Genomic DNA, 21,723 nt, shown 5'->3' with positions numbered 1-21,723 from the left:
GCCCCGAAGCTACCGCGATCGCTGTGTCACGACGATGCACAGCAGTACGACGACGGCCGTGATCGGAGCCGCCATCGGCAGGTGTTCGCCCATCAGGAGCACGGACCACACGAGAGTCAGCAACGGCTGGGCCAACTGAAGCTGACTGGCCTTGGCCACCCCGATGATCCCCATCCCGCGGTACCACACCACGAACCCGCCGAGCTGCGAGATCCCGGCGACGTAGGCCAGCCCGACGATGCTGACCGGGCTCAGCTCGATCGGTTCCCGAGGTACGGCGATCAGCGTGATCGCGAGGCTGATCGGCAGGGCGAGCACGACGGCCCAGGCGATGACGTGCCAGCCGGGCAGGTGCGCGGCGAGGCGACCGCCCTCGGCGTACCCGAGCGCGCAGGCGATCAGTGCCGCGACCAGGTACAGGTCGGCGATCGAGACGGCCCCGTGGTGCCGGGTGAGGGTGAACACCAGGACGGCCGCGGCGCCGGTGACGGCCGCCGCCCAGAACTTCCAGGACAGCGTGCGCCGGGTCAGCAGTGCCGAGATGGAAGCCGTTGCTATCGGCAAGAGGCCGGTGACGACCGCCGTGTGCGCGGTCGTCGAGGTCTGCAAGGCCAGCGCCGACAGCAGCGGGAAGCCGATCACACAGCCGCCGGTGACGATCAGCAGACCTCGAAGATCTTCGTGGCGAGGCCACGGGACCCGCAGGCCGGCCAGGAGCACGATCGCGAGCAGCCCGGCCAGCAGTCCGCGGACGCCGGTCGCGGTCCACGGGCCCATGCCCTGGGTGGCCCAGACGGTGGCTGGAGCGCTCAGCGAGAAGGACGCCACCCCGAGGAGCGCGGCGACGGTCCCCGCGCGGGGAGTCGATATCGCTTCTCGGTCAGCAGCGATAGCGCTATTCTGTACTGTCATGAACGACGATAGCAGTCTGGATGTTGTCGTCGGGCGGCTGCGAGCCCAGGCGGCCGCCTCGAGCCCCGGTGATCGGCTGCCCTCGAGCCGGCTGCTGGTGAAGCGCTGGGGGATCAGCCCGGTCACCCTCTCGCGCGCGGTGACCGTGCTGATGGCCGAGGGGGCGGTGGTCTCGCGACCTGGTGCAGGTGTCTTCGTCAGCGGTCGAGGTCCGCGGCGGTCAGAGGCCGCGGCTGACCTGTCCTGGCAAGACCAGGCGCTGACCGGTGAACGACAGTCGATCACCGCGATGATGCGAATGCTCGCGAAACCGGTCGACGAGGTCGTCGACCTGTCGACCGGTTACCTGCACGAGTCCCTGCAGCCGACCAAGGCGCTGGCTGACGCGATGGGACGGGCGGGACGCCGGCCGGGGACCTGGACGCGCGCGCCGGCGGAGGGGATCCCCGAGCTCCGGGCCTGGTTCGCTGCCGACATCGCCGGTCGGGACGGGCCGCTCGGGGCGAGCGATGTGCTGATCAGTTCGGGTGGGCAGACCGCGCTGGTGACGGCGATCAGAGCCCTGACCGACCCGGGGGACAGTGTGCTTGTGGAGTCACCGACGTACCCGGGAACTCTGGCCGCGGCGGGTGCTGCCGGGGTCCGGTGTGTGGCCGTTCCGGTCGATGCGGACGGCGTCCGAGTGGAGTTGCTGGCGGAGGCGTTCGCGAGTTCCGGTGCGCGCGTGCTGCTGGTCCAACCGCTGTTCCAGAACCCGACCGGCGCCGTTCTCGCGCCCGGGCGGCGGGCGCAGCTGATGGACGCCGTACGCGCTGCCGGAGCCTTTGTGATCGAGGACGACTTCACGCGTCGCCTGGTGCACGGCGACGCTCCCGACCTGCCGCAGCCGTTGGCGGCCGACGATCCGGACGGTCACGTCGTCCACATCCGATCGCTGACCAAACCGGCCTCGCCGAGCCTGCGGATCTCGGCGCTGACCGCGCGGGGCGTGGCGTTCGACCGGTTGCGCGCCACCCACGTGGTCAACAGCTTCTTCGTCCCCCGGCCGATGCAGGAGACCGCGCTGGAGTTGATGACGGCGCCGTCGTACGCGACGCATCTACGCCGGCTGGCGGCTGCGCTCCGGGACCGCCGCGAGACGACGACGCGAAGCCTGGCGGAGCGTTGCCCGCACCTGACGGTGCACGCCGCCCGACCTGGCGGCTACCACGTCTGGACCTCGTTGCCCGACGGCGTGCTGGACGACCAAGCCGCGGCCGAAGCGTGGCGGCACTCGGTCGCGGTCAGCCCGGGAAGTGCGTTCCACCTCCCGGGCGGACCGACGCGGCATCTTCGGCTCAGCTACGTGGCGGCCGCGTCGCCCGACGAGATCGTGCGTGGTGTCGAGCGGCTCGACCAGGCGCTGCGCCGGCTCCGCTGAAAGAGGCGTCGCCCCACGCGGGAGCTGCGTGGGGCGACGACGGTTCGGGGGTGGTGGTCAGGTGAAGATGCTGACGCCACCAGGGCCGACCAGCAGGCCGATCACGATCAAGGCGGCGCCCCACAGCAGCTGGCCGCGGACAAGAGAGACGATCCCGGCAATGACGAGGATCGCCGCGATGATCCACAGGATGAGACCCATGGTCCTTCCAATCTCTAGGGCCGGGCGGGCACCCGGCGGCTGAACTCCCCGTGCTGAACATCCAGTGCCCACCACGCAAACGGTGAATCACTGACATACACCGTCAGGTATCCCTGCTTGACTGACTGTGGCCGAGTCACGAGGAGGAACCAGATGGAGGAGTGCTGCGCGGTGGTCGACCTGCGCCAGTACACGCTGCGACCGGGACAGCGCGATGCGTTGATCGAGGTGTTCGACGAGCACCTCGTCGAGTCGCAGGAAGCGACCGGGATGCACATCGTGGGCCAGTTCCGCGATCTCGACGACCCGGACCGGTTCGTCTGGGTCCGCGGCTTCGCGGACATGCCGTCGCGTGCGGAGGCGCTGACGGCGTTCTACACCGGGCCGGTCTGGCGAGCGCACTCCGGCGCCGCGAACGCGACGATGGTCGACTCCGACAACGCGCTGCTGCTGCAGCCGGTGGAGTTGCGCGACGGTTATCCCCGGCTCGACTCGCCGCGTGCGCCGGCCGGTACGACGGAGGTGCCCGGATCGCTGATCGCGGGGGCGGTGTACCACCGCGGCTCGCCGGACGACGGGTTCGTCGAGTTCTTCTCCGACCACGTCGCACCGGTGCTGGCGGAGACCGGGGCGGAGCCCGTCGCGGTGCTCGAGACATTGGTTGCTGAAAACAACTTTCCTGGGCTGCCGCTGCGCGACGAGGTGGTGCTGGTGTGGTTCGCCCGGTTCGACGACGACGCGGCGTACGACGCGCATCGCCGGCAGCTCGCGGGGTCGGCGGCCTGGCAGCAGAAGGTGCTGCCGGAGCTCGTGCGGCGGTCGGTGAAGCCGGTCCAGGAGTTGCGACTGCGACCGACCAGCCGGTCGCAATTTAAATAGCTTGCGTGGTCGGGCGCGCGCCCGGCATCCTGAATCGACCCGCGCGGCGACGAGCGCTGCCTGGACCTAAGGAGGGCTGACGGATGGCCATCACTGTGCTGCGGCATGTCCGCATCAGTCCCACCTCACCGTTCAGGAGCACTCCGGATGTCTTCCGACGTCTTTCGCACCAACGCAGAATTCTCTGACCTTTCAGACCTCGACTCCCGCTGGGCCGAACTCACCAGTGACGAGTCCCAACCCGATCCGGCCGACGCCTTCGTCTTCCAGTTCCACTCGGTCGACGAGCACCTCGGCCCGGATCAGCGCTGGTCCACCTGGCTGGACGTCGAGCGCGGTTCTCGCGGACCTGATCCCCGCCCGGACTGGGTGGTGACGGAACAGGCCGCGATCGACACCGAGCTCGGCGTCCTCAAAACCGGCAAGGAAGCCGACGTCTTCCTGGTGGAGCGGGCCGTCGAAGCCATCGGCGACAACCCGGCTCGGTCCTCGTTGCTGGCGGCCAAGCGCTACCGCACCGAGGAACACCGGTCGTTCCACCGCAGCACGTCGTACGTCGAAGGGCGCCGGACCCGGAACAGCCGGGACAGCCGCGCGATGGCGAAGAAGACCGCACACGGTCGCAGCGTCGCCGCGGGGCAGTGGGCGTACGCCGAGTGGGACGCGCTGTGCCGGCTGTGGAAGGCCGGCGTGCCGGTGCCGTACCCGGTGCAGGTGGACGGCACCGAGTTGCTGATGGAGTTCATCGACGACGGCGAGGGCGGGGCCGCGCCACGGCTCGCCCAGGTCCGGCCGTCGAAGGACCTGCTCGGTCAGTACTTCGAGCAGTTGCGCGACGGGATGCGCGAGTTGGCCAGGGCGGGGTTGGCCCATGGCGACCTGTCGCCGTACAACGTGCTGGCCCAGGGCGAGCGGATCGTGATGATCGATCTCCCGCAGGTCGTCGACATCGTCGGCAACCCGAAGGGGATGGACTTCCTGCTCCGGGACTGCCACAACATGGCGGCCTGGTTCACCAACCGCGGGCTGGAGGTCGACGAGCAGGAGTTGTTCGCCGACCTGCTCACGATGGTGTTCTGATCGCCTTCTGGAACAGCGGAACCAGGGGGACCAGCCGGTCGGGGTAGGCGTCGACGAGGCCGTCGACGTGGTTGCCTGCCTCGACCCGCTGGTAGGTGTGCAGGCCGGTCCGGCGCGCCATCCGCGCGTACACGTCCGAGTCCTGGGTGATCGGCAGCAGGCTGTCGTACGTCCCGTGGAGGGTGACGAGCGGCCGGCGGATCTTCCCGGTCAGCGCGATGCGTGCGACGGCCTGGTGCGCCTGCGGCCGCTTGGCGTAGTCGTAGTCGGCCTCGCTGCCGGCGTACGTCGGGTCGAGCTCGGCGGCGTAGATGCGCTGGGTCAGCTTCCAGTAGACCGAGTAGTGGTAGTCCCACAGGAAGTCCGACCGCGGATCGAAGCCGGCCTTGGCGATCAGCTCCGGCGATTGTTGCTCGTAGCCCCTGATTGCCGGCGGCAGGAAGGTGAAGAGGTTGGGGCCGTGCGCCGTCCACAGCGTCCCTTCGAGGTCGACGCCGCGGGTGAAGAGTTCGGGGTGGTTCTCGAGCTGCCAGCGGACCAGGTAGCCGCCGTTGGAGATCCCGGCGGCGACCACCTCGCGCGCGGGCTTCCCGTAGTACTTCGCGACCGTGGCGCGGGCGGCCCGCGCCAGTTGGGTCGTCCGCAGGTTCCACTCCACGATCGCGTCACCCGGCCGCACGCCGTCGGTGTAGAAGGCGGCGCCGGTGTTGCCCTTGTCGGTCGCCGCGTAGGCGTAGCCCAGCGCGAGGACGTAGTCCGAGATCGACTTGTCGTTCGCGTACTGCGCCCGCACGCCAGGCGACCCGGAGACGACCAGGCCGCCGTTCCACTTCTCGGGCAGCCGGATCACGAACTGGGAGTCGTGGTTCCAGCCGTGGTTGGCGTTGGTGTGCGACGAGTCCGGGAAGTAGCCGTCGATCTGAACCCCGGGCACGGGTCCCGGTGTCTGGAGACCGGAGTGCGTCAGCCCGGCGTAGTCGGCCGGGTTGGTGTGGCCGGACGCCACGGTGCCGGTCGTGGTCAGGTCGTCGAGGTGCGCGAGTTGCTGGTACTCGGCACCCGGGACCCGGACCGATCGGTGGGCGTCGGCCGGCACAGTGAGGCCGGACAACAGCAGGACGGTGGCTGAGATGAACGCGAGGCGGCGCATGGCGTCACGCTAGAAGCCTGTGTCACGACCAGATAGGGGGTCGCGGCACACATGCACCAGCCCGCCAGTGTTCCCCTACGACACTGCCTTGGCTGCCGCGCGTCCCGCCGTACGACCGGTGAAGAGGCAACCGCCGACGAACGTGCCCTCCAGCGAGCGGTAGCCGTGGATGCCGCCACCACCGAAGCCGGCCACCTCACCGGCCGCGTAGACGCCGGGCAGCGGCTCGCCGTCGGGGCGCAGCACCCGCGAGTCCAGATCCGTCTGCAGACCGCCGAGCGACTTCCGGGTCAGGATGTTCAGCCGTACGGCGATCAGCGGGCCGGCCTTGGGGTCGAGGATCCGATGCGGTGACGCGACCCGGATCAGCTTGTCGCCGCGGTAGTTCCGGGCCCCGCGCAACGCGGTGATCTGCAGGTCCTTGGTGAAGGTGTTGGCGAGCTCCCGGTCCCGGGCGACGATCTGGCGCTCCAGGTCGTCCAGGTCGATCAGTTTGTCCCCGGTCAGGTCGTTCATCGCGCGGACCAGGTCGGGCAGGTTGCTCCGGACGATGAAGTCGGCGCCCTTGTCCATGAACGCCTGGACCGGCGCGGTCGCCCCGCCGCGGGCGCGGCCGAGCACGCCGCGGATGTCCTTGCCGGTCAGGTCCGGGTTCTGCTCCTGGCCGGAGAGGGCGAACTCCTTCTCGATGATCTTCTGGGTGAGCACGAACCAGGTGTAGTCGTACCCGGTCCGCATGATGTGCTCGAGCGTTCCCAGGGTGTCGAAGCCGGGGAACAGCGGCACCGGCAGTCGCTTGCCGGTGGCATCGAACCAGAGCGAGGACGGGCCGGGCAGGATCCGGATCCCGTGCATCGGCCAGATCGGGTCCCAGTTCTGGATGCCCTCGGTGTAGTGCCACATCCGGTCCCGGTTCACGTACCGGCCGCCGGCCTTCTCGGTGATCGCCAGCATCCGGCCGTCCACATGCGCCGGGACGCCGGAGATCATCCGCTTCGGCGGCTCGCCCATCCGCTTCGGCCACTGCGACCGGACCAGGTCGTGGTTGCCGCCGATCCCGCCCGACGTCACGATCACCGCCTGCGCGGTGAGGCTGAAGTCACCGACCTCGGTCCGCGAACTGGCCACCCCGCGCTCGACACCACTCGGCTCCAGCACCTTGCCGGCGACGCCGTCGACGATCCCACCGGTGACGGTCAGCTCGTCCACCCGGTGCCGGAACCGGAACTCGACCAGACCCTTCGCGACCGCCTCCCGGACCCGGCGCTCGAACGGCGCGACCAACCCGGGCCCGGTGCCCCAGGTGATGTGGAACCGCGGCACCGAGTTCCCATGACCGTCGGCGAGGTAGCCACCACGCTCGGCCCAGCCGACCACCGGGAAGAACCGGACACCCTGGGCGTGCAGCCACGGACGCTTCTCACCGGCCGCGAAATCGACGTACGCCTCGGCCCACTGCCGGGCCCACCTGTCCTCGTCGTCGAGCCGGTCGAACCCGGCCGAGCCGAGCCAGTCCTGCAGCGCGAGATCGCGCGAGTCCTTGATCCCCATCCGGCGTTGCTCGGGGGAGTCGACGAACATCAGTCCACCGAACGACCAGAACGCCTGCCCACCCAGTGAGGCCTCGGGCTCCTGGTCCAGCAGCAGCACTTTCCGCCCCGCGTCAGCCAGTTCGGCAGTAGCGGCCAGTCCGGCCAGACCCGCCCCGACGACGATCACATCCGCGTCCATGGTGTCCATGTATAGCGGACCGGCGGCACGGATGGACGGGCTTGTGCGGAATTGTGAGGATGAGAGCTGTGACGACCCTTTCCGCGCAAGACCTCGTCCTGCCCGCCGCCACCCTCGGCCCGGAGAACCCGCTCGCGCCGCTGCGCAGCCAACAGGAGCTCCACCAGGTCCAGAACCTCGCCGAACTCCCGGCCGAGCTGCGCGAGAACATCCAGTACGGGCGCCTGCACAGCCCCCTGCCCTGCTTGAACCAGGACGGGTACGACCGTGCGCTGGTCGACCGCGCCCTTCCCGCGCTGGTGCTGGAGAACGACCATGTCCGCGCGACCGTGCTGCCCAGCGTCGGCGGACGCCTCTACTCCCTCGTCGACAAGGCGAGCGGTGCCGAACTGCTCTACCGCAACCCCGTGTTCCAGCCCGCGAACCTTGCGCTGCGCAACGCGTGGTGGGCCGGCGGCGTCGAGTGGAACGTTGGCACCACCGGCCACTGGACCGGCACCTGCGCCCGGATGCACGCCGCCCGCGTCGAAGGCCCGGACGGTACGCCGGTGCTGCGTCTGTGGGAGCTGGAACGGACCAGGAACCTCGTCACCCAGCTGGACTTCTGGCTCCCGGCCGACTCGTCGTTCCTGTACGTCGGCGTCCGGCTGCAGAACCCGTCCGACGCCGACGTCCCGGCGTACTGGTGGTCGAACATCGCCGTCGAGCAGTCGCCGTCCACCCGCGTCCTGGTGCCGGCCGACCAGGCCTGGCGGTTCGGCTACGCCGGCGCGGGTCGGCCGGACGCGACCGGGCGCTGGCTCGATCTGATCGACGTGCCGCAGTTCGAGGGGATCGATCTGACCTACCCGATGCGCCACCCGCGGGCGGTCGACTTCTTCTTCGAGCCCCTCGCCGGCGAACGGCCGTGGATCGCGTCGCTGGACGCCGACGGCAACGGTCTCGTCCAGGCGTCGACCGAGCGATTGCAGGGGCGGAAGCTGTTCGTCTGGGGCGAGGGGACCGGCGGCCGGCGCTGGCAGGAGTGGTTGGCGCCGGGCCTGCAGGGACACGGCTACGCCGAGATTCAGGCCGGGCTCGCGCGGACCCAGCTCGAGCACCTGAAGTTGCCTGCCGCAACGAACTGGCACTGGCTCGAGGCCTACGGGCGGCTGTCGGTGGACCCCGCGGCCGCGCACGCGGAGGACTGGACGGCCGCCCGGACGGCGGGCGCTGAAGCGCTGCGTCCGGTGCTGGATCAGCTGCCGGAACGCGAGCGCACGTGGTTGACGGTCGTGGACGCGGCGCCGGTCGAGGGGCTCGCGATCGGCACGGGCTGGGGTGCGCTGGAGCTGGCTCGCACGGGGTGGACTGTCTCTGCGGGTACGCCGTTCGCCGAGGACACCATGACGTCCAGGGAACGCGCGTGGTTGCCCTTGCTCGACGGGCGGTTGCCGGCGGCGGACGCCGTACCTGATGGAACTTTGGTGAGCTGGCGGGACCAGTTGGAGAAGGCTGAGGACAACTGGCTCGTCTGGTACCACCGGGGTGTTGCGCGGCACTACGCCGGCGACGTCGATGGGGCGGTGGATGCGTGGCGGCGGTCGGGTGACAACCCTTGGACGCTGCGGAACCTTGGCTTGGTCACCGGCGACCTGTCGTACTACGAGCGGGCGGCGGAGTTGCTGCCGGACCTGGTCGAGTTGCAGGTCGAGGCGGTCGCTGCCGCGCTCGAAGCCGACGTACGGCGGGCCGGCCGACTGCTCGAGCGGATCCCGGCCGCGGTCGCGGATGACCCCCGCATCCGGTTGCTGCGGATCCGGCACGCGCTGCTGACCGACGACCCGGAGACGGCGGCCGCGTTGCTGGCCGACGGCATCCAGTTGCCGACCGTTCGCGAGGGGGCGAATCCGCTCGCGGATCTGTGGGTGGAGACCGAGGACGCGCTCGGCACGAGGCGGCCGGTGCCCCCGCAATATCAGTTCGGCATGGGCGGTAACTGACTTCTCGAAAACTTTGTCAGGACGTGGGAACCGAGTACCTCCAGGCGACGTCTCACCGTTGTGCGGCAAGGGCCGCGCAAGGTGTCTCCCAAGGACACCGACAAACGACGACCGCGTCGCTCGCGGGCGGCGCGTCGGGGGTGAGTGCCATGTTGACGATCGTTGTGCTCGGTGGGTTCGGCCTGGTGCTGCTGGTCACGGCATGCATCGTGCTGGACGTGCTCGCCGGGCTCCGGCGGGACGAGATCCCTTCGGGCACGGAGGAGAAGACGGCCGGTCAGGTGATCCGGGTGCGTGGCCCGGTCCGCGGTCAGCTGGACGGCGGCGAACCGACGGAGTACACCGAGGTCACCGTCGAGTACTGCACCCGCCGGGGTGAGGGACCGTTCGAGGTCTCCCGCAAGCTCCCAGTGGGCAGCAGGATTACTTACACCAAGGGCGACCGGGTCATCGTCAGCTACGACGTCCGGAACCCACGCCGGGCTCGTATCGCCGGCCGGGTCAGCCACTGGCCGCAGCTGGGGCCGCGGAACTCTGACCCGGTTCCACAGCCCTGACCGGCCGTCAAGCAGGTCGCCGTCCCACGGCTTGCTCCGCCCACCCCTCGCCTCAGGCGAGGGCTTTTGCGCTTTTCAGGCGGGCAGATGAGGTGCGAGCAGGTTGTAGAGGACCGGGCGGCCCTGGGAAAGGACGTAGTCGGCTTCGGCGGGATCCAGGCGGTCGGCGAGGTGGGCCAGCGCCTCGCCCATGGTGATGCTCAAGGTGACGGCCAGGCGGAACTCCTGGGTGTCCCGGGCGCCGAAGCGGGCGGCGAGTAGCTCGGCGAACTCGCCGGCGTGCTGGTCGTCGAACTCGCCGGGCTTGGTCTCCAGGTCCGGGTCGCCGAGCCCGCTCAGCACCACCGCCCGGAACCCGGGATCCGTCCGGTGCATCTCCCGGAACGTGTCCAGCGTGACGTCCACCGACTCCCGCCAGGTCGCCACCGACCCGAGCCGCTCCCGCACCGCCTCGGTGTAGCGCGCCTGGTTCCGGCGCTCGATCGCCTGGATCAGGCTCCGCTTGTCCGGAAAGTACCGGTACACGCTGCCGACCGCGATCTCCGCCCGCTTCGCGATCCCGCTCGTCGACGCGGCGTCGTACCCGCGTTCGACCACCTCGGCGCAGGCCGCGTCCAGGATCCGCTCGACCTGCCGGCTGGCCCGGTCCTGGGTCGGCGTCCGGCGCAATGGATACGCCCCCGATGTCACCATGTCGCTCATTGTCCATCTTCCGGGGGGACAACGTTGCCACCTTCCTGTGACAGATTGCCGTCAGATCGGCGTCACCGCGCCGAGCAGACATTCCCGTGTCCGTCCACAGGAGGAATTCCGCCATGCGCATCAGCAGAACGGTGGTCGCCGGCCTGGCCTCCGCCGCGATCGCCGCGACCGGGCTCGCCGGTACGGCGCTCGACTCCGAGACCACCCCGCAGACCACGGCCCACGGTGAGGGCTCGGGCCTGCGGCTCAACCAGCTCCAGATGATGGGCTCGCACAACTCGTACCACCGCGAGCTCAGCCCGGCCGAGCAGAAGGTCCAGCAGGCGCAGAACCCGGGCTCGGTCGACCTCTGGTACTCGCACGCCGCGATCCCGGCGCAGCTGGAGGACCAGAACATCCGGACCCTCGAGCTCGACCTGGTCCCGGACTCCGCGGCGGGCGGGCTGTACACGTACCCGCTGATCCGCAAGCTGACCGGGCAGGGACCGCTGACCGACCCGGTGATGGCCCAGCCCGGCATCAAGGTCATGCACATCCCGGACTTCGACTACAACGGCACCTGCAAGTCGCTCGTCGTCTGCCTGCAGCAGGTGAAGGCCTGGTCGGACCAGAACCCGGACCACACGCCGATCACGATCAGCCTCGAGCTCAAGCAGTCCGACCCGAAGATCGTCGCGGCCGGCGGGGTGCAGTCGCCGCCGTGGGACGCGGCCAACCTGGACCGGATCGACGCCGAGATCCGCTCGGTGTTCTCCGAGAAGGAGATCCTGACCCCGGACGACGTCCGCAAGCCCGGTCTGACGCTGGAGCAGTCGGTGCTGACCAAGGGCTGGCCGAAGGTCGACTCGGTCCGCGGCCAGGTCCTGTTCTACTTCGACAACGGCGGCGCCGGCGCGATCCGGGACCTGTACCGGGCCGGCCAGCCGAACCTGGAGGGCCGGGCGGTCTTCACCCGCGGTCCCGAGGGCCAGCCGGACGCCGCGATCACCCAGGTGAACGACCCGCGCGGCGCCAACCAGGCCGAGATCCAGCGGCTGGTGTCGAAGGGCTACCTGATCCGCACCCGGTCCGACGAGCCGATGGCGACGATCCGCGAGAAGGACTTCAGCCGGGTCGGGATCGCGCTGGCCAGCGGCGCCCAGGTGGTCACCACCGACTTCCCGGTCGCCGGGATGGCGGCCCGCTACGACAGCGACTTTGTCGCGAAGCTGCCGGGGGACACCCCAGTACGATGCAATCCGGTGTCGGCGCCGAAATGGTGCCGCGGAGACGTCGCGGAGAGGTGACCTGAACATGTCGGAGCACGTGGTCGATCTCAGTTGGAGCCGTGGTGAGCACGAGTTCACCTACGACACCTACAACCGCGACCACGAGTGGCGCTTCGACGGCGGGATCACGGTCCCGGCGTCGGCCAACCCGACGTACCTGGGCAACCCGGGCCCGGTCGACCCGGAGGAGGCGTTCGTGGCCGCGCTGTCGTCGTGCCACATGCTGACCTTCCTGGCGATCGCGGCCCGCAAGCGGCTGGTCGTCGACGCGTACGACGACCACGCGGTCGGCGTGATGGCGAAGAACGAGGCCGGCCGGCTGGCGATCACCAAGGTGACGCTGCACCCGAAGATCGTCTGGGGCGGCGCGGAGCCGGACGCCGAGGCGATCGAGCGGATGCACCACCGGGCGCACCTGGAGTGCTTCATCGCGAACTCGGTCACCACCGAGGTGACGGTGGCCTAGGGCAATTACTTGGTAGCTGTCAGCAAGAAAAAACCACCCGCCGGCCTGGCCTGAGCCTCGCGCAAGCGGCGTCAGGACTGCCGGCGGGTGGTTCTCGGTGCACCTCTGTGGCGGTGCACCACAGATCCGGCGGCGCCTCGCACGGGGCGCCTCTTGCGTTGTGCGACATCCGTGCGGTCTAGCTCGGTGGGCAAGACCGTCCGGGTGCGCCGCCTGGATCCGTTCGTCCGGTACGCGCCATTACTGCTCGGCGGCGGCGTCGCTCCGGTCGTCGGTGGTCTGGGTGCCGGCCAGCGCGTCCTCGAGCTCGCGGATCTGCTCGCTGGCCATCGCGGTCATCAGTCGGTGGATCGTCATGCCAGTGAGACGCACCAACTCCCGGGGTATGACGGGAATTCGGGCCGACTTTTGATGTGACCTACTTCTCATCCAGCCCGTCGAGGCGGAGCGGGACCAGTTTGCGTGCCTCGTCGTACGTCGTGCCGGTCAGTTCGAGCAGGTCGACGACGGTGGAGCGGATCTGCCCGAGGACGACCACCGCAGACAGGCCGGTGGGCAGCGGCATCTCCGCCGTCCGGCGGCCGAGCTCGCCCAGCACGCGGTGCGCGGCGACATCGGCTTGCGGCTCGAACAGGGACTCGCCGATCAGCCGCGTGCCGTCGGCGAGCCGTTCGAGCAGCATCGGGTACTCGGCCGGCATCTGCTCGTCGCGCCACACCGACACTGCGCAGCGCCGTACCAGGACTCTGATGTTCCGGATCGCGCGGTCCAGCGGTACGACCAGGTCGGCGATCTGCTGGACCCGGCCGCGGTGCCGGCGGCGGAACGGCGACAGCCGGACCACGGCGACACCCTCGTCGGCCGCGCTGCGCAGGTCGTCCAGCAGGGACTCGCTGTTCCGGGCCCGGCGGAGCGCGTCGGTGACCGCCGCCTCGTCCTTGCCCTCGAGGCCTTCGGCGGTCTCGACCAGGATCTCGGCCAGCTCGTTCAGCACCCCGGACGCTTGTTGCCTAGGGCGTCTGATGGCGGTCGCCGGGGCGATCGTCGCGGCGGCCAGCGCGACCAGGCCGCCGAGCACCGCGTCGAGCCAGCGGCTGAAGCCGGCGCCGGGGTTCGGCAGCAGGGTGGTGACGATCGCCGCCTGGACACCGGCCTGCGTGGTCATCAGCGTGCCGGCGCCGAGGAGTACGGCGACGCTCATCGCCAGCGCGACCACGAAGATGATCTGGGGTACGCCGGTGCCGAAGAAGCGGACGAAGAGGTCGCCGACCCCGACCCCGACGGCCACGCCGACCATCACCTCGGCCACCCGCCGCAACCGCTGGCCGAAGCTGAAACCGAGACACACCATCGCCGCGACCGGCGCGAAGAACGGTGTCGGGTGGCCGACGACGTACCGGGCCAGCGCCCACGCGACGCCGGCGGCGAGCGCGCACTGGGAGATGAAGAACAGCCGGTCCCGCCACCGGTCCACCCGGCGGCGCACCGAGGCCCGCGACCGGCGAGCAGCCTGCGGCGCGATGTCGTCCCGCAACTCCCGCAACTGCTCCAGCGTCAGCCTGACCGGATCCACGGTGTCCATCATGGTGCACCGGCACCGCGCTCCGCCTTGATTCACCCGCGGTGGACGGACAGGGTGGTGGACATGACGGAGAACAACCGCGAGGACTACGGCAGCTACAGCGTGGACGACGAGGACCAGCTGCAGGCGGAGGACACCCTGAACGACCGGGGGGTGGAGGATCTGCTCGACGAGGGCTACTCGCCGCCGGAGAAGTGGTCCGCGGGCGAAGGGTTCGGCACGACGGCCGACGAGGCGCTGCAGGGCGAGTCGCTGGACCAGCGGATCGCGCAGGAGGAGCCGGACGTCGACCCGTACGCCGAGGACGGCGAGGACGTCGGTGGCCCCGAGGTCGGCGTCCAGCGCTCCGGCCGGCTGGTCGCCCCCGACGAGGGCGCCCACAGCGACGACGAGGACGAGCTGGTCGCCGAAGACGTCGGCTTCGCCGGCGCCGCCGCCTCCGCCGAGGAAGCCGCCGTCCACGTAGTAGACGACGAAGAAAACTTCGAACTGACCGACGACGACGAAGCCGACCTCCCCACCTACCGCGACGTAGACCTAGGCGACGTAACCGACCAAGAGGACTGACCCCGCCTCACTCCACTCGCCCGGGCGGTCTGCGAGCCGACCCCGCAGGAGCCCGGGCCCTCGGTCCTTGGCCGGGGGTGTGCGCAAGCCAGCAGCCCGTCCGGGAAGCCGGCCTCGCCCCGCTCGGCCAAGCGATGAGCGCACGCGGGCAACCCCCACCGCTGACCGGCCTCGCTCCGCTCGGCCGGGGTGGGACGCAAGCCGACCGCATCGGACGCCGGAGCCCGCCCTCGCTCCGCTGGGCCGGGGAGGTGTGCGCAGGCCCGCGAGCACCCGGGGAGCTGGCCTCGCTCCGCTCGGCCGGGTGGTGTTGGTGCGCCCGGCTTCCTCTGCAGCGGAATCAGCGGGGGGTGACGATGACCTCGGCGCCTCGGGCGGGGACCAGGGTTACGTTCTTGGGTTTGGCTGGTTCGGGGGTGGGGTTGGGGGTGGAGAAGGTGTGGGTGGTGAGGGCGGCGCGGAGGATTTCGGTGGCTTCCATGAGGGAGAAGCCGGCGCCTATGCAGCGGCGGGCGCCGCCGCCGAAGGGGATCCAGGTGCCGGGGGCCGGCGGGTCGTCCTCGAGGAAGCGTTGCGGGCGGAAGTCCTCCGGCACCGGGAAGTGCTCGCCGTCGCGGTGCACCAGCCCGATCGCCGCCATGATCGTGGTCCCGCGCGGCAACCGGTAGCCGGCCACGTCGGCGGTCTCGGTCAGCCGCCGGCCGACCTGGTAGACGACCGGGTGCAGCCGCATCGCCTCCTTGGCGATCGCCTCCAGCTCCTCGTCCGCCCCCGCGTCCGCGGCCCGCTGCCCGAACGCCAGGTCCTCCGGCCGCCGGGCCAGCTCGTGGAACGCCCAGGCCAGCGCCGTCGCGGTCGTCTCGTGCCCGGCCAGCAGCAACGTGACCAGCTGGTCCCGCAGCTCCACGTCCGACCAGTTGCCCGCAGCAAGCAGTCGGGACAGTACGTCGTTGCGCCCGGCAAGATTCCCGCGCCGCCGGGCGATCTCGTCGTACAGGATCTCGTCGACCTGCTGCTGCACGGTCAGGTACGTCCGCCACGGCGGCACCCGGAGCAGCGCCGGGTAGAACCCGCCGAGCATGATCACCGGCGACACCGAGACGATCTTGTCCAGCAGCGGCCGGAGCCGGTTCAGCTTGTCGGAGTCCGTCACGCCGAACACGACCTGCAGGATCACCTCGAGCGTGAGCTCCCGCATCCGCTGGTGCACCTTGAACGGCTTGCCGACCGGCCAGGTCCCGACCTCCGCGCGGGCGAGCTCGTGCACCATCCCGGCGTACCCGCGCAGCGCCTGCCCGGAGAACGCCGGCATCAGCTGCCGCCGCATCCGGACGTGATCCTCGTCGTCCAGCAGCAGCAGCGAGTGCGCGCCCATGATCGGCTCCAGCACCGTGTTGCCCTCACCCGCGTGCATCACCGACGGCGGGCTGCCGAACACCTCCCGGATGTGCTCCGGTCTGCTCAGTACGACGACCACGCGGCTGGACGGCACGAGCCGGATGGTGAACACGTCGCCGTACCGTTCGCGCATGCGCGGGAAGAACGTCTTGCGGTGACTCGCGAACAGCACGGTCTGAGCCAGCGTGGGCAACCGAGGCCCCGGCGGCAGCGTGCGAGCCGTCTGCCGATCGAGCGTCCGGGAGCCGAGCAAGGGTGTCGAGGCCATGCCACCTCCAAGCCGGGGTCTCCAACCTACGTCAGCCGGGTGAACTGTTGCCTATGTCTGGGCGTCGAATGCGACAAGGGCCGCCACCAGCCGAGCGAGCTGGTCGTCCCGCACCGGATCGAGCCCGGTCAACCGGCCGACCTGGCGCAACCGGTAGTCGACGGTGTTGGCGTGGACGTGCAGCTCGGCCGCGGTCTGCCGCCGGTTGCGAGCGTTCCCGAGGTAGCACCGCAAGGTCGTCAGCAGATCGGTCCGCCCGGCGAGAGGGGCGAGTAACCCGGCCAGCCGATCGCGAGCCGGGCTCGGGCGGCTGAGCTGGTACTCCAGCACCAGATCATCCAACTCGTAAACCCCCGGCGCCCGCCCATGCGTCCGCACCACCTCGAGCAGATCCCGCACCAACGTCACAGCGGCCGGGACCTCGTCCGGTGTGACGCTCGTGGTCGCGAGTGTGACGTCGACACCAGAGGCGCGGCTCAGCCTGGCGCGGAGCGCGGTGAGATCGGGGGCCGGTGCGGGCAGGAGCGCGATCCCGCCTTCGGAAGACAGGCCGGCCATGCTGTCCGGCACCCGGTCCAGTTCCACCCGGATGCGCCGAAGTTTGCGCCGGGCAACGATCCTGACATCGACCCCTGGCTGGTGCTCGTCCGGATGCACGCCGAGCGAGAGGCCGACCACGACGTACTCGCTCGGCAGCCGGACGTCTACGGGACGTCCGTCGAGCAGCGCGGCGAAGAGCGACTGTCGCGTGGCCTCAAGCAGCTCGCGCCCAACGCCCGCATCTTGGTGACGGCGTACGGCACCTACATCCGCCCGAACGGCTGCTATCCACAAATCCCCGTCTGGCCGGTCGACGCCAACTACCTGCAGGCCACCGTCGACCGCCTGAACGCCATGCTGGCCGAGCAGTCCGCCGCGCACGGCGCCCAGTACGTCGACCTCCGCACCCCCAGCATCGGCCACGACGCCTGCGCCCCCATCACCCAACGCTGGCTGGAAGGTTTGGTGCCTACGTCAGTCGCCGCACCCCTCCACCCCAGCGCCCGGGGGATGGCCGCCTTCGGAGCCATCGTCGCTGAGGCCGCGAGCTGAAAGGCGAAGGCCCGCCCGGCAAGCCAGGCGGGCCTTCGTTGGGGTGGGGGTCAGGAACGCTTGAAGCGCAGGGTGAGGATCTGGAACGGGCGGAGCTCGAAGGTGACGCCACCGTCCACCAGCTCACGGTCGGCGAGGTGGCGCTCGAGGAGGTCTACCTCGGTGACCGATGCCGCCGCGAAGGACGAGGTGATGGTGGCGCGGGAGCGGCCGCCGGTGGACTCGTAGAGGCGGACGACGACGTCGCCGGACTCGTCGTCGGCCAGCTTCAGCGCCTCGACGATGACGTTCGGGTTGTCGACGGCAACGATCGGGTCGACCCCGTCGGCGCCGGTGACGACGCGCTCCGGCAGGTTGATCCGGTAGCCCTCCTCGATTGCCTCCGGGATGCCGGCGCCGACCACCAGCGCGTGGTTCACGGTGTGCACGCCCTGGTCGGTCTGCGGGTCGGGGAACCGCGGCGCCCGGATCAGCGACGTCCGGATCGTGGTGGTGGTGCCGCCGTCCTCGCGGGCGGTCCGGTTGACGTCGTGGCCGTACGTCGAGTCGTTGACCACGGCCACGCCGTACCCGGGCTCGCCGACGTGCACCCAGCGGTGCGCCGCGATCTCGAACTTCGCCGCGTCCCACGAGGTGTTCTGGTGGGTCGGCCGGAAGATGTGCCCGAACTGGGTCTCCGACGCCGACCGGTCGGCGTGCACGTCGACCGGGTACGCCGCCTTGAGGAACTTCTCCGCCTCGTGCCAGTCGATCGTGGTCTCGATGTCGACCCGCTTGGCGCCCGGCCGCAGCCGCAGCGTCTGGGTGACCGACGACCGGTTGAAGGACCGCTTCACGACGACCGTCGCGACGCCGGAGACGGTGCTGAAGTCGACGCTGTCCACCTCGGTCACGTCGCGGACGTTGTTCTTGTAGAACGAGTCGACGTCCCACGCGTCCCAGTGGTTCGGGGTGTCCACGTGCAGCTGCAGCAGGTTGCCGGTGGCGCCCGGAGCGATCACCTCACGCGAAGCCTCCACGTCGTACAGGGACGTGATCAGACCGCGCTCGTCGATGGTGACCCGGATCAGCCCGTTGTCCAGTACGCCGTTCTCGACCGAGACGGACTGGCCTTCGCCGGCTGCGACACCGGCGCCCAGGCCGGCGACGCCGTTGCGGCTGTGCGGCGCGGCGTTGAAGACGATCTGGGCCGAGCCCTCGCCGGCCAGCGCCTGCTGCGCCTTCGCGATGATCGCCTCGAGCTCCGCCGCCAGCTTGGCGTACGTCGCCTCGGCCTCGCGGTGCACCCAGGAGATGGACGAGCCCGGCAGGATGTCGTGGAACTGGTTCAGCAGCACGGCCTTCCAGATCCGGTCCAGGTCCTCGTACGGGTACGCGTCCAGCTTGCCCGCGACGACGGCCGCGGCGGACCACAGCTCGGCCTCGCGGAGCAGGTGCTCGCTGCGCCGGTTGCCCTGCTTGGTCTTGGCCTGCGAGGTGTAGGTCGCCCGGTGGATCTCCAGGTAGAGCTCACCCGACCAGACCGGCGCGTGGTCGTGGTACTCCTCCTCGGCCGCGGTGAAGAACTCGGTCGGGGACTCGATCGTGACCCGCGGCGAGGACTCCAGGTTGGCCACCCGGCGCGCGGTCGCGACGAACTCCCGGGTGGGGCCGCCACCGCCGTCGCCGTACCCGAACGGGACCAGCGAGCGGGTCGCCGCGCCGTTCTCGGCGAAGTTGCGCTGCGCGTGCGCGAGCTCGCGGCCGGACAGGTCGGAGTTGTAGGTGTCGATCGGCGGGAAGTGGGTGAACACCCGGGTCCCGTCCAGGCCCTCCCACCAGAAGGTGTGGTGCGGGAACCTGTTCTCCTTGTTCCAGGAGATCTTCTGGGTCAGGAACCACTTCGAGCCGGACAGCTTCACCAGCTGCGGCAGCGCCGCGGTGTAGCCGAACGAGTCCGGCAGCCACACCTCCTGGGTGTCGATGCCGTACTCGTCCAGGAAGAACTTCTTGCCGTGCACGAACTGCCGGGCCAGCGCCTCGCCGCCGGGCAGGTTGGTGTCGGACTCGACCCACATGCCGCCCACCGGAACGATGGTGCCGTCGGCAACGGCCTTCTTCAGCCGCTCCCACACCTCCGGGTAGTTGTCCTTCACCCAGGCGTGCTGCTGGGCCTGCGAGAACGCGAAGACGAGCTCCGGGTACTCCTGCGCCAGGGTGGCGACGTTGGAGACGGTCCGGGCCACCTTGCGGCGGGTCTCCCGCAGCGGCCAGAGCCAGGCCGAGTCGATGTGCGCGTGACCGACGGCGGACAGCTGGTGCGCGCTGGCGTGCGCCGGGCGGCTCAGTACGTCGGTCAGCTGCGCGCGAGCGTCGGCCGCGGTGCCGGCGACGTTCTCGTAGTCCAGCGCGTCCAGCGCGCGGCTGAGCGCCCGCAGGATCTCGCGGCGGCGCGGCTCCTGCGGCGACAGCTCCTTCTGCAGGCCGTCCAGGGCCTCCAGGTCGAGGATCAGGTCCCACACCTCGGCGTTGAAGACGGCCAGGTCGGCGCGGGCCAGCCGGTAGATCGGCGTGCCGCCCGGCTGCGGCTTGCTGCCGACGTCGGTGGGCGCGAACGCGTTCGACCCCAGCACCTCGGGGTTCGCGGCCGCCTCGACGAAGAACTCGATCCGGTCGCCGGGCGAGGCCGCCGTACCGTCGGGGCCGAGGATCGACAGCGGGGCGTAGGTCTGCCGCGGGTGCAGGCCCTTGAGCGGCACCCCGGACGTGGTGTGGATCAGGCCCTCCGCGGAGAACCCGGGGCCGCCGCTGAAGCCGAGGTCGACGACGGCCTCGATCTCGCTGCCGGCCCACTCGGCCGGCACCTGGCCGCTGAACTTGAACCACGCGGTCCCCCAGGCGGGACCCCAGGGCAGGCCGAGCGCGGCCGGCTCGTAGGCCGCGGCGATCGCCTCGGCGGCCGGCACCGGCTCACCCGGGGCGTGCCACACCTGGATGTCCAGCGGGACCGCCGCGCCGTAGATCGCGGGGCGGATCCGCTCCCGCAGGGCGCGCTGGAGCCGCTCCTCGATGAGTTGACGGTCGTCGTGCACGAAATCATCCTCCGGGGGTATCTGCCGTGCCTAGTCCTGCGACCCACGCGGCCGCTGCGATGACAACGCTGTCACACCCACCCCGGGCCCGTCCAGACGCAGTTCATCGTTGCACTCCTGGTAGCGGCCGGGTCGCAGTCTGCGGCCGCGGCTACCGGATCGGACCTGTTGCCGTCTAGGTTGTCCTGCATGGATCGCCCCCGCCTCGTGACCCCTCCCGGGAACGGCCTCCTCGCACCGAGCGGAATGACTCGCCGCAGCATGTTCGGGCTCGGCGCTGCCGCCGCGGCGGCACTGCTCGTCCCGGGCTGCTCCCGCGGCCGCTCCGACGAGCCTGCCCCGGCCGGTCCGGCGACGCTCGCGACCGGCAACAAGGGCGGTGTGTACGACGTCTTCGGCAGCGGCCTCGCGAAGCTGGTCAGCGAGGTGACCGGCATGGAGATGCGCACGGAGCCCTCCGGCGGTTCGGTCGACAACCTGCAGAAGGTGGCCGGCATGAAGGTCGACATGGGCTTCACCACCTCGGACACCGCGCTGAACGCGTACGAGGGCACCGGGATGTTCAGCTCCGGCGGGCTCAAGTTCAGCGCGCTGGCCCGGACCTACGACAACTACGTGCACGTCGTGGTGCCGACCGCGTCGAACGCCGTCCAGCTGAAGGACCTGAGCGGCCTGACCGTCAACGTCGGCCCCATGAACTCCGGAACCAAGGTCGTGGCCGACCTGATCCTGGAGACGGCCAAGCTGCGGAAGGTCCGGACGACCAACCTCTCGCTCGAGGAGGCGGTCAAGTCGCTGAAGGAGAAGGCCGACCGGATGGGCAAGGGCCCGGGGATCGACGCCTTGATCTGGAGCGGCGGCCTGCCGACCGGACCGATCGCCCTGCTGCAGAAGTCGGTCGGCTTCCGGCTGGTCGACATCGGCACGGTCGCCGAGGAGATCTCGCTCAAGCGGTTCGGCGGCTACATCGTGTCCTCGATCCCGCCGTCGGTGTACGGCCTGGCCAGCTCGGTGCCGACGCTCGCGGTGCCGAACTACCTGATCGCCCGGCCGAACCTGTCCGACTCGTGGGCCTGGTGGACGGTCAACACGATGTTCCGCCGGCAGAACGACCTGATGGGGACGCACCCGGAGGCCGGGTCACTCGACCCGCGCTCGGCGATCGCCACGATGCCGATCCCGCTGCACCCGGCCGCCGAGCGCTGGTACCGCGCCAACCACATCTGACCCGTTCGAGGGGATATCCCCTCGGCTTGTGGGTTCTCCCTCCGTCTACGAGTGGAGAACCCACAACTCCAGGGGATATCCGCTGGAGTTGTCAGGCGTCGTAGTCGTCGATCAAGCCCCACGGCCCGCTGCCGCGGGTGCGGGACTGGATGGTGACGCCGTTGACGTTG

General features: G+C 70.2%; 19 protein-coding genes. 10 read left to right on the top strand and 9 right to left on the bottom strand.

Annotated elements, in window-relative coordinates; translation table 11 throughout:
• Positions 1–9: 9 nt before the first annotated feature.
• The gene (locus tag ACWCOV_RS33925) at positions 10–912 is read right to left on the bottom strand and encodes a DMT family transporter (protein ID WP_449833441.1); all 903 of its coding nucleotides are present in this window, start codon (positions 910–912) and stop codon (positions 10–12) included.
• On the opposite strand from ACWCOV_RS33925, the gene ACWCOV_RS33920 reads away from it, so the two are divergent.
• Complete coding sequence (locus ACWCOV_RS33920; protein WP_449833440.1) at positions 911–2,332, top strand: aminotransferase-like domain-containing protein; 1,422 nt, start codon at positions 911–913, stop codon at positions 2,330–2,332. The two genes, ACWCOV_RS33925 and ACWCOV_RS33920, sit on opposite strands and share 2 nt — an antisense overlap.
• A 57-nt stretch (positions 2,333–2,389) precedes the next feature.
• Here the strand turns inward: ACWCOV_RS33920 and ACWCOV_RS33915 are convergent, their stop codons facing one another.
• Positions 2,390–2,533 (bottom strand): GPGG-motif small membrane protein, encoded by a 144-nt coding sequence (locus tag ACWCOV_RS33915; protein ID WP_165949278.1) that lies wholly within the window; start codon positions 2,531–2,533, stop codon positions 2,390–2,392.
• A gap of 153 nt (positions 2,534–2,686) precedes the next feature.
• On the opposite strand from ACWCOV_RS33915, the gene ACWCOV_RS33910 reads away from it, so the two are divergent.
• Both ACWCOV_RS33910 and ACWCOV_RS33905 read left to right on the top strand, forming a co-directional pair.
• A complete protein-coding gene (locus ACWCOV_RS33910; RefSeq protein ID WP_449833439.1) occupies positions 2,687–3,412 on the top strand; it encodes an NIPSNAP family protein in 726 nt (241 codons plus the stop codon).
• A 147-nt stretch (positions 3,413–3,559) separates the two neighbouring features.
• Complete coding sequence (locus ACWCOV_RS33905) at positions 3,560–4,492, top strand: serine protein kinase RIO (protein WP_449833438.1); 933 nt, start codon at positions 3,560–3,562, stop codon at positions 4,490–4,492.
• On the opposite strand, the gene ACWCOV_RS33900 is transcribed toward ACWCOV_RS33905, so the two are convergent.
• The gene (locus ACWCOV_RS33900; protein WP_449833437.1) at positions 4,476–5,642 is read right to left on the bottom strand and encodes an alpha/beta hydrolase family protein; all 1,167 of its coding nucleotides are present in this window, start codon (positions 5,640–5,642) and stop codon (positions 4,476–4,478) included. The genes ACWCOV_RS33905 and ACWCOV_RS33900 overlap by 17 nt on opposite strands.
• Before the next feature lie 75 nt (positions 5,643–5,717).
• Positions 5,718–7,373, bottom strand: a complete 1,656-nt coding sequence (locus ACWCOV_RS33895) for an FAD-binding dehydrogenase (protein WP_449833436.1) — start codon at positions 7,371–7,373, stop codon at positions 5,718–5,720.
• A gap of 59 nt (positions 7,374–7,432) precedes the next feature.
• Here ACWCOV_RS33895 and ACWCOV_RS33890 point away from each other — a divergent pair, with 59 nt between their 5' ends.
• Complete coding sequence (locus ACWCOV_RS33890; protein ID WP_449833435.1) at positions 7,433–9,355, top strand: DUF5107 domain-containing protein; 1,923 nt, start codon at positions 7,433–7,435, stop codon at positions 9,353–9,355.
• A gap of 149 nt (positions 9,356–9,504) precedes the next feature.
• Complete coding sequence (locus ACWCOV_RS33885; protein WP_449833434.1) at positions 9,505–9,912, top strand: DUF3592 domain-containing protein; 408 nt, start codon at positions 9,505–9,507, stop codon at positions 9,910–9,912.
• A 75-nt stretch (positions 9,913–9,987) separates the two neighbouring features.
• Here ACWCOV_RS33885 and ACWCOV_RS33880 read toward each other — a convergent pair whose 3' ends face one another.
• Positions 9,988–10,605 (bottom strand): TetR/AcrR family transcriptional regulator, encoded by a 618-nt coding sequence (locus tag ACWCOV_RS33880; protein WP_449833433.1) that lies wholly within the window; start codon positions 10,603–10,605, stop codon positions 9,988–9,990.
• Positions 10,606–10,727: 122 nt separating this feature from the next.
• Between ACWCOV_RS33880 and ACWCOV_RS33875 the strand changes: the two genes are divergently transcribed.
• Both ACWCOV_RS33875 and ACWCOV_RS33870 read left to right on the top strand, forming a co-directional pair.
• A complete protein-coding gene (locus tag ACWCOV_RS33875; RefSeq protein WP_449833432.1) occupies positions 10,728–11,900 on the top strand; it encodes a phosphatidylinositol-specific phospholipase C1-like protein in 1,173 nt (390 codons plus the stop codon).
• 7 nt (positions 11,901–11,907) lie between these two features.
• Positions 11,908–12,348, top strand: a complete 441-nt coding sequence (locus ACWCOV_RS33870) for an OsmC family protein (RefSeq protein WP_449833431.1) — start codon at positions 11,908–11,910, stop codon at positions 12,346–12,348.
• A 418-nt stretch (positions 12,349–12,766) separates the two neighbouring features.
• Here ACWCOV_RS33870 and ACWCOV_RS33865 read toward each other — a convergent pair whose 3' ends face one another.
• Positions 12,767–13,930, bottom strand: coding sequence for an FUSC family protein (locus ACWCOV_RS33865; RefSeq protein WP_449833470.1), 1,164 nt, complete (start codon positions 13,928–13,930; stop codon positions 12,767–12,769).
• Between the two features lie 63 nt (positions 13,931–13,993).
• Here ACWCOV_RS33865 and ACWCOV_RS33860 point away from each other — a divergent pair, with 63 nt between their 5' ends.
• Entirely contained in the window at positions 13,994–14,497 is a 504-nt protein-coding gene (locus ACWCOV_RS33860; RefSeq protein WP_449833430.1) for a DUF5709 domain-containing protein, read from the top strand.
• A 340-nt stretch (positions 14,498–14,837) separates the two neighbouring features.
• On the opposite strand, the gene ACWCOV_RS33855 is transcribed toward ACWCOV_RS33860, so the two are convergent.
• Both ACWCOV_RS33855 and ACWCOV_RS33850 read right to left on the bottom strand, forming a co-directional pair.
• On the bottom strand, positions 14,838–16,163 hold the full coding sequence (locus ACWCOV_RS33855; RefSeq protein WP_449833429.1) for a cytochrome P450: 1,326 nt from the start codon (positions 16,161–16,163) through the stop codon (positions 14,838–14,840).
• Positions 16,164–16,214: 51 nt separating this feature from the next.
• Positions 16,215–16,841 carry a PucR family transcriptional regulator gene (locus ACWCOV_RS33850; protein WP_449833428.1) on the bottom strand — a complete coding sequence of 209 codons (627 nt, stop codon included), beginning with the start codon at positions 16,839–16,841 and terminating at the stop codon, positions 16,215–16,217.
• On the opposite strand from ACWCOV_RS33850, the gene ACWCOV_RS33845 reads away from it, so the two are divergent.
• A complete protein-coding gene (locus ACWCOV_RS33845; protein WP_449833427.1) occupies positions 16,815–17,255 on the top strand; it encodes a GDSL-type esterase/lipase family protein in 441 nt (146 codons plus the stop codon). The genes ACWCOV_RS33850 and ACWCOV_RS33845 overlap by 27 nt on opposite strands.
• Before the next feature lie 50 nt (positions 17,256–17,305).
• Here ACWCOV_RS33845 and ACWCOV_RS33840 read toward each other — a convergent pair whose 3' ends face one another.
• The gene (locus ACWCOV_RS33840) at positions 17,306–20,326 is read right to left on the bottom strand and encodes an alpha-mannosidase (protein ID WP_449833426.1); all 3,021 of its coding nucleotides are present in this window, start codon (positions 20,324–20,326) and stop codon (positions 17,306–17,308) included.
• A gap of 189 nt (positions 20,327–20,515) precedes the next feature.
• On the opposite strand from ACWCOV_RS33840, the gene ACWCOV_RS33835 reads away from it, so the two are divergent.
• Positions 20,516–21,553: a TAXI family TRAP transporter solute-binding subunit gene (locus ACWCOV_RS33835; protein WP_449833425.1), complete on the top strand. Its 1,038-nt coding sequence runs from the start codon at positions 20,516–20,518 to the stop codon at positions 21,551–21,553.
• The last annotated feature ends 170 nt before the right edge of the window (positions 21,554–21,723 follow it).

The sequence above is a fragment of the Kribbella sp. NPDC002412 genome (assembly GCF_053592935.1).
This window is presented reverse-complemented; position numbering and strand designations above follow the sequence as displayed.

Excerpts from the sequence above, each read along its gene's own strand:
- ACWCOV_RS33915 (WP_165949278.1), bottom strand. The coding sequence starts at position 2,533 with ATGGGTCTCATCCTGTGGATCATCGCGGCGATCCTCGTCATTGCCGGG.
- ACWCOV_RS33895 (WP_449833436.1), bottom strand. The coding sequence starts at position 7,373 with ATGGACGCGGATGTGATCGTCGTCGGGGCGGGTCTGGCCGGACTGGCC.
- ACWCOV_RS33865 (WP_449833470.1), bottom strand. The coding sequence starts at position 13,930 with ATGGACACCGTGGATCCGGTCAGGCTGACGCTGGAGCAGTTGCGGGAG.
- ACWCOV_RS33855 (WP_449833429.1), bottom strand. The coding sequence starts at position 16,163 with ATGGCCTCGACACCCTTGCTCGGCTCCCGGACGCTCGATCGGCAGACG.
- ACWCOV_RS33910 (WP_449833439.1), top strand. The coding sequence starts at position 2,687 with ATGGAGGAGTGCTGCGCGGTGGTCGACCTGCGCCAGTACACGCTGCGA.
- ACWCOV_RS33900 (WP_449833437.1), bottom strand. The coding sequence starts at position 5,642 with ATGCGCCGCCTCGCGTTCATCTCAGCCACCGTCCTGCTGTTGTCCGGC.
- ACWCOV_RS33890 (WP_449833435.1), top strand. The coding sequence starts at position 7,433 with ATGAGAGCTGTGACGACCCTTTCCGCGCAAGACCTCGTCCTGCCCGCC.
- ACWCOV_RS33905 (WP_449833438.1), top strand. The coding sequence starts at position 3,560 with ATGTCTTCCGACGTCTTTCGCACCAACGCAGAATTCTCTGACCTTTCA.
- ACWCOV_RS33870 (WP_449833431.1), top strand. The coding sequence starts at position 11,908 with ATGTCGGAGCACGTGGTCGATCTCAGTTGGAGCCGTGGTGAGCACGAG.
- ACWCOV_RS33885 (WP_449833434.1), top strand. The coding sequence starts at position 9,505 with ATGTTGACGATCGTTGTGCTCGGTGGGTTCGGCCTGGTGCTGCTGGTC.
- ACWCOV_RS33835 (WP_449833425.1), top strand. The coding sequence starts at position 20,516 with ATGGATCGCCCCCGCCTCGTGACCCCTCCCGGGAACGGCCTCCTCGCA.
- ACWCOV_RS33875 (WP_449833432.1), top strand. The coding sequence starts at position 10,728 with ATGCGCATCAGCAGAACGGTGGTCGCCGGCCTGGCCTCCGCCGCGATC.
- ACWCOV_RS33860 (WP_449833430.1), top strand. The coding sequence starts at position 13,994 with ATGACGGAGAACAACCGCGAGGACTACGGCAGCTACAGCGTGGACGAC.
- ACWCOV_RS33920 (WP_449833440.1), top strand. The coding sequence starts at position 911 with ATGAACGACGATAGCAGTCTGGATGTTGTCGTCGGGCGGCTGCGAGCC.
- ACWCOV_RS33845 (WP_449833427.1), top strand. The coding sequence starts at position 16,815 with ATGCACGCCGAGCGAGAGGCCGACCACGACGTACTCGCTCGGCAGCCG.
- ACWCOV_RS33880 (WP_449833433.1), bottom strand. The coding sequence starts at position 10,605 with ATGGTGACATCGGGGGCGTATCCATTGCGCCGGACGCCGACCCAGGAC.
- ACWCOV_RS33925 (WP_449833441.1), bottom strand. The coding sequence starts at position 912 with ATGACAGTACAGAATAGCGCTATCGCTGCTGACCGAGAAGCGATATCG.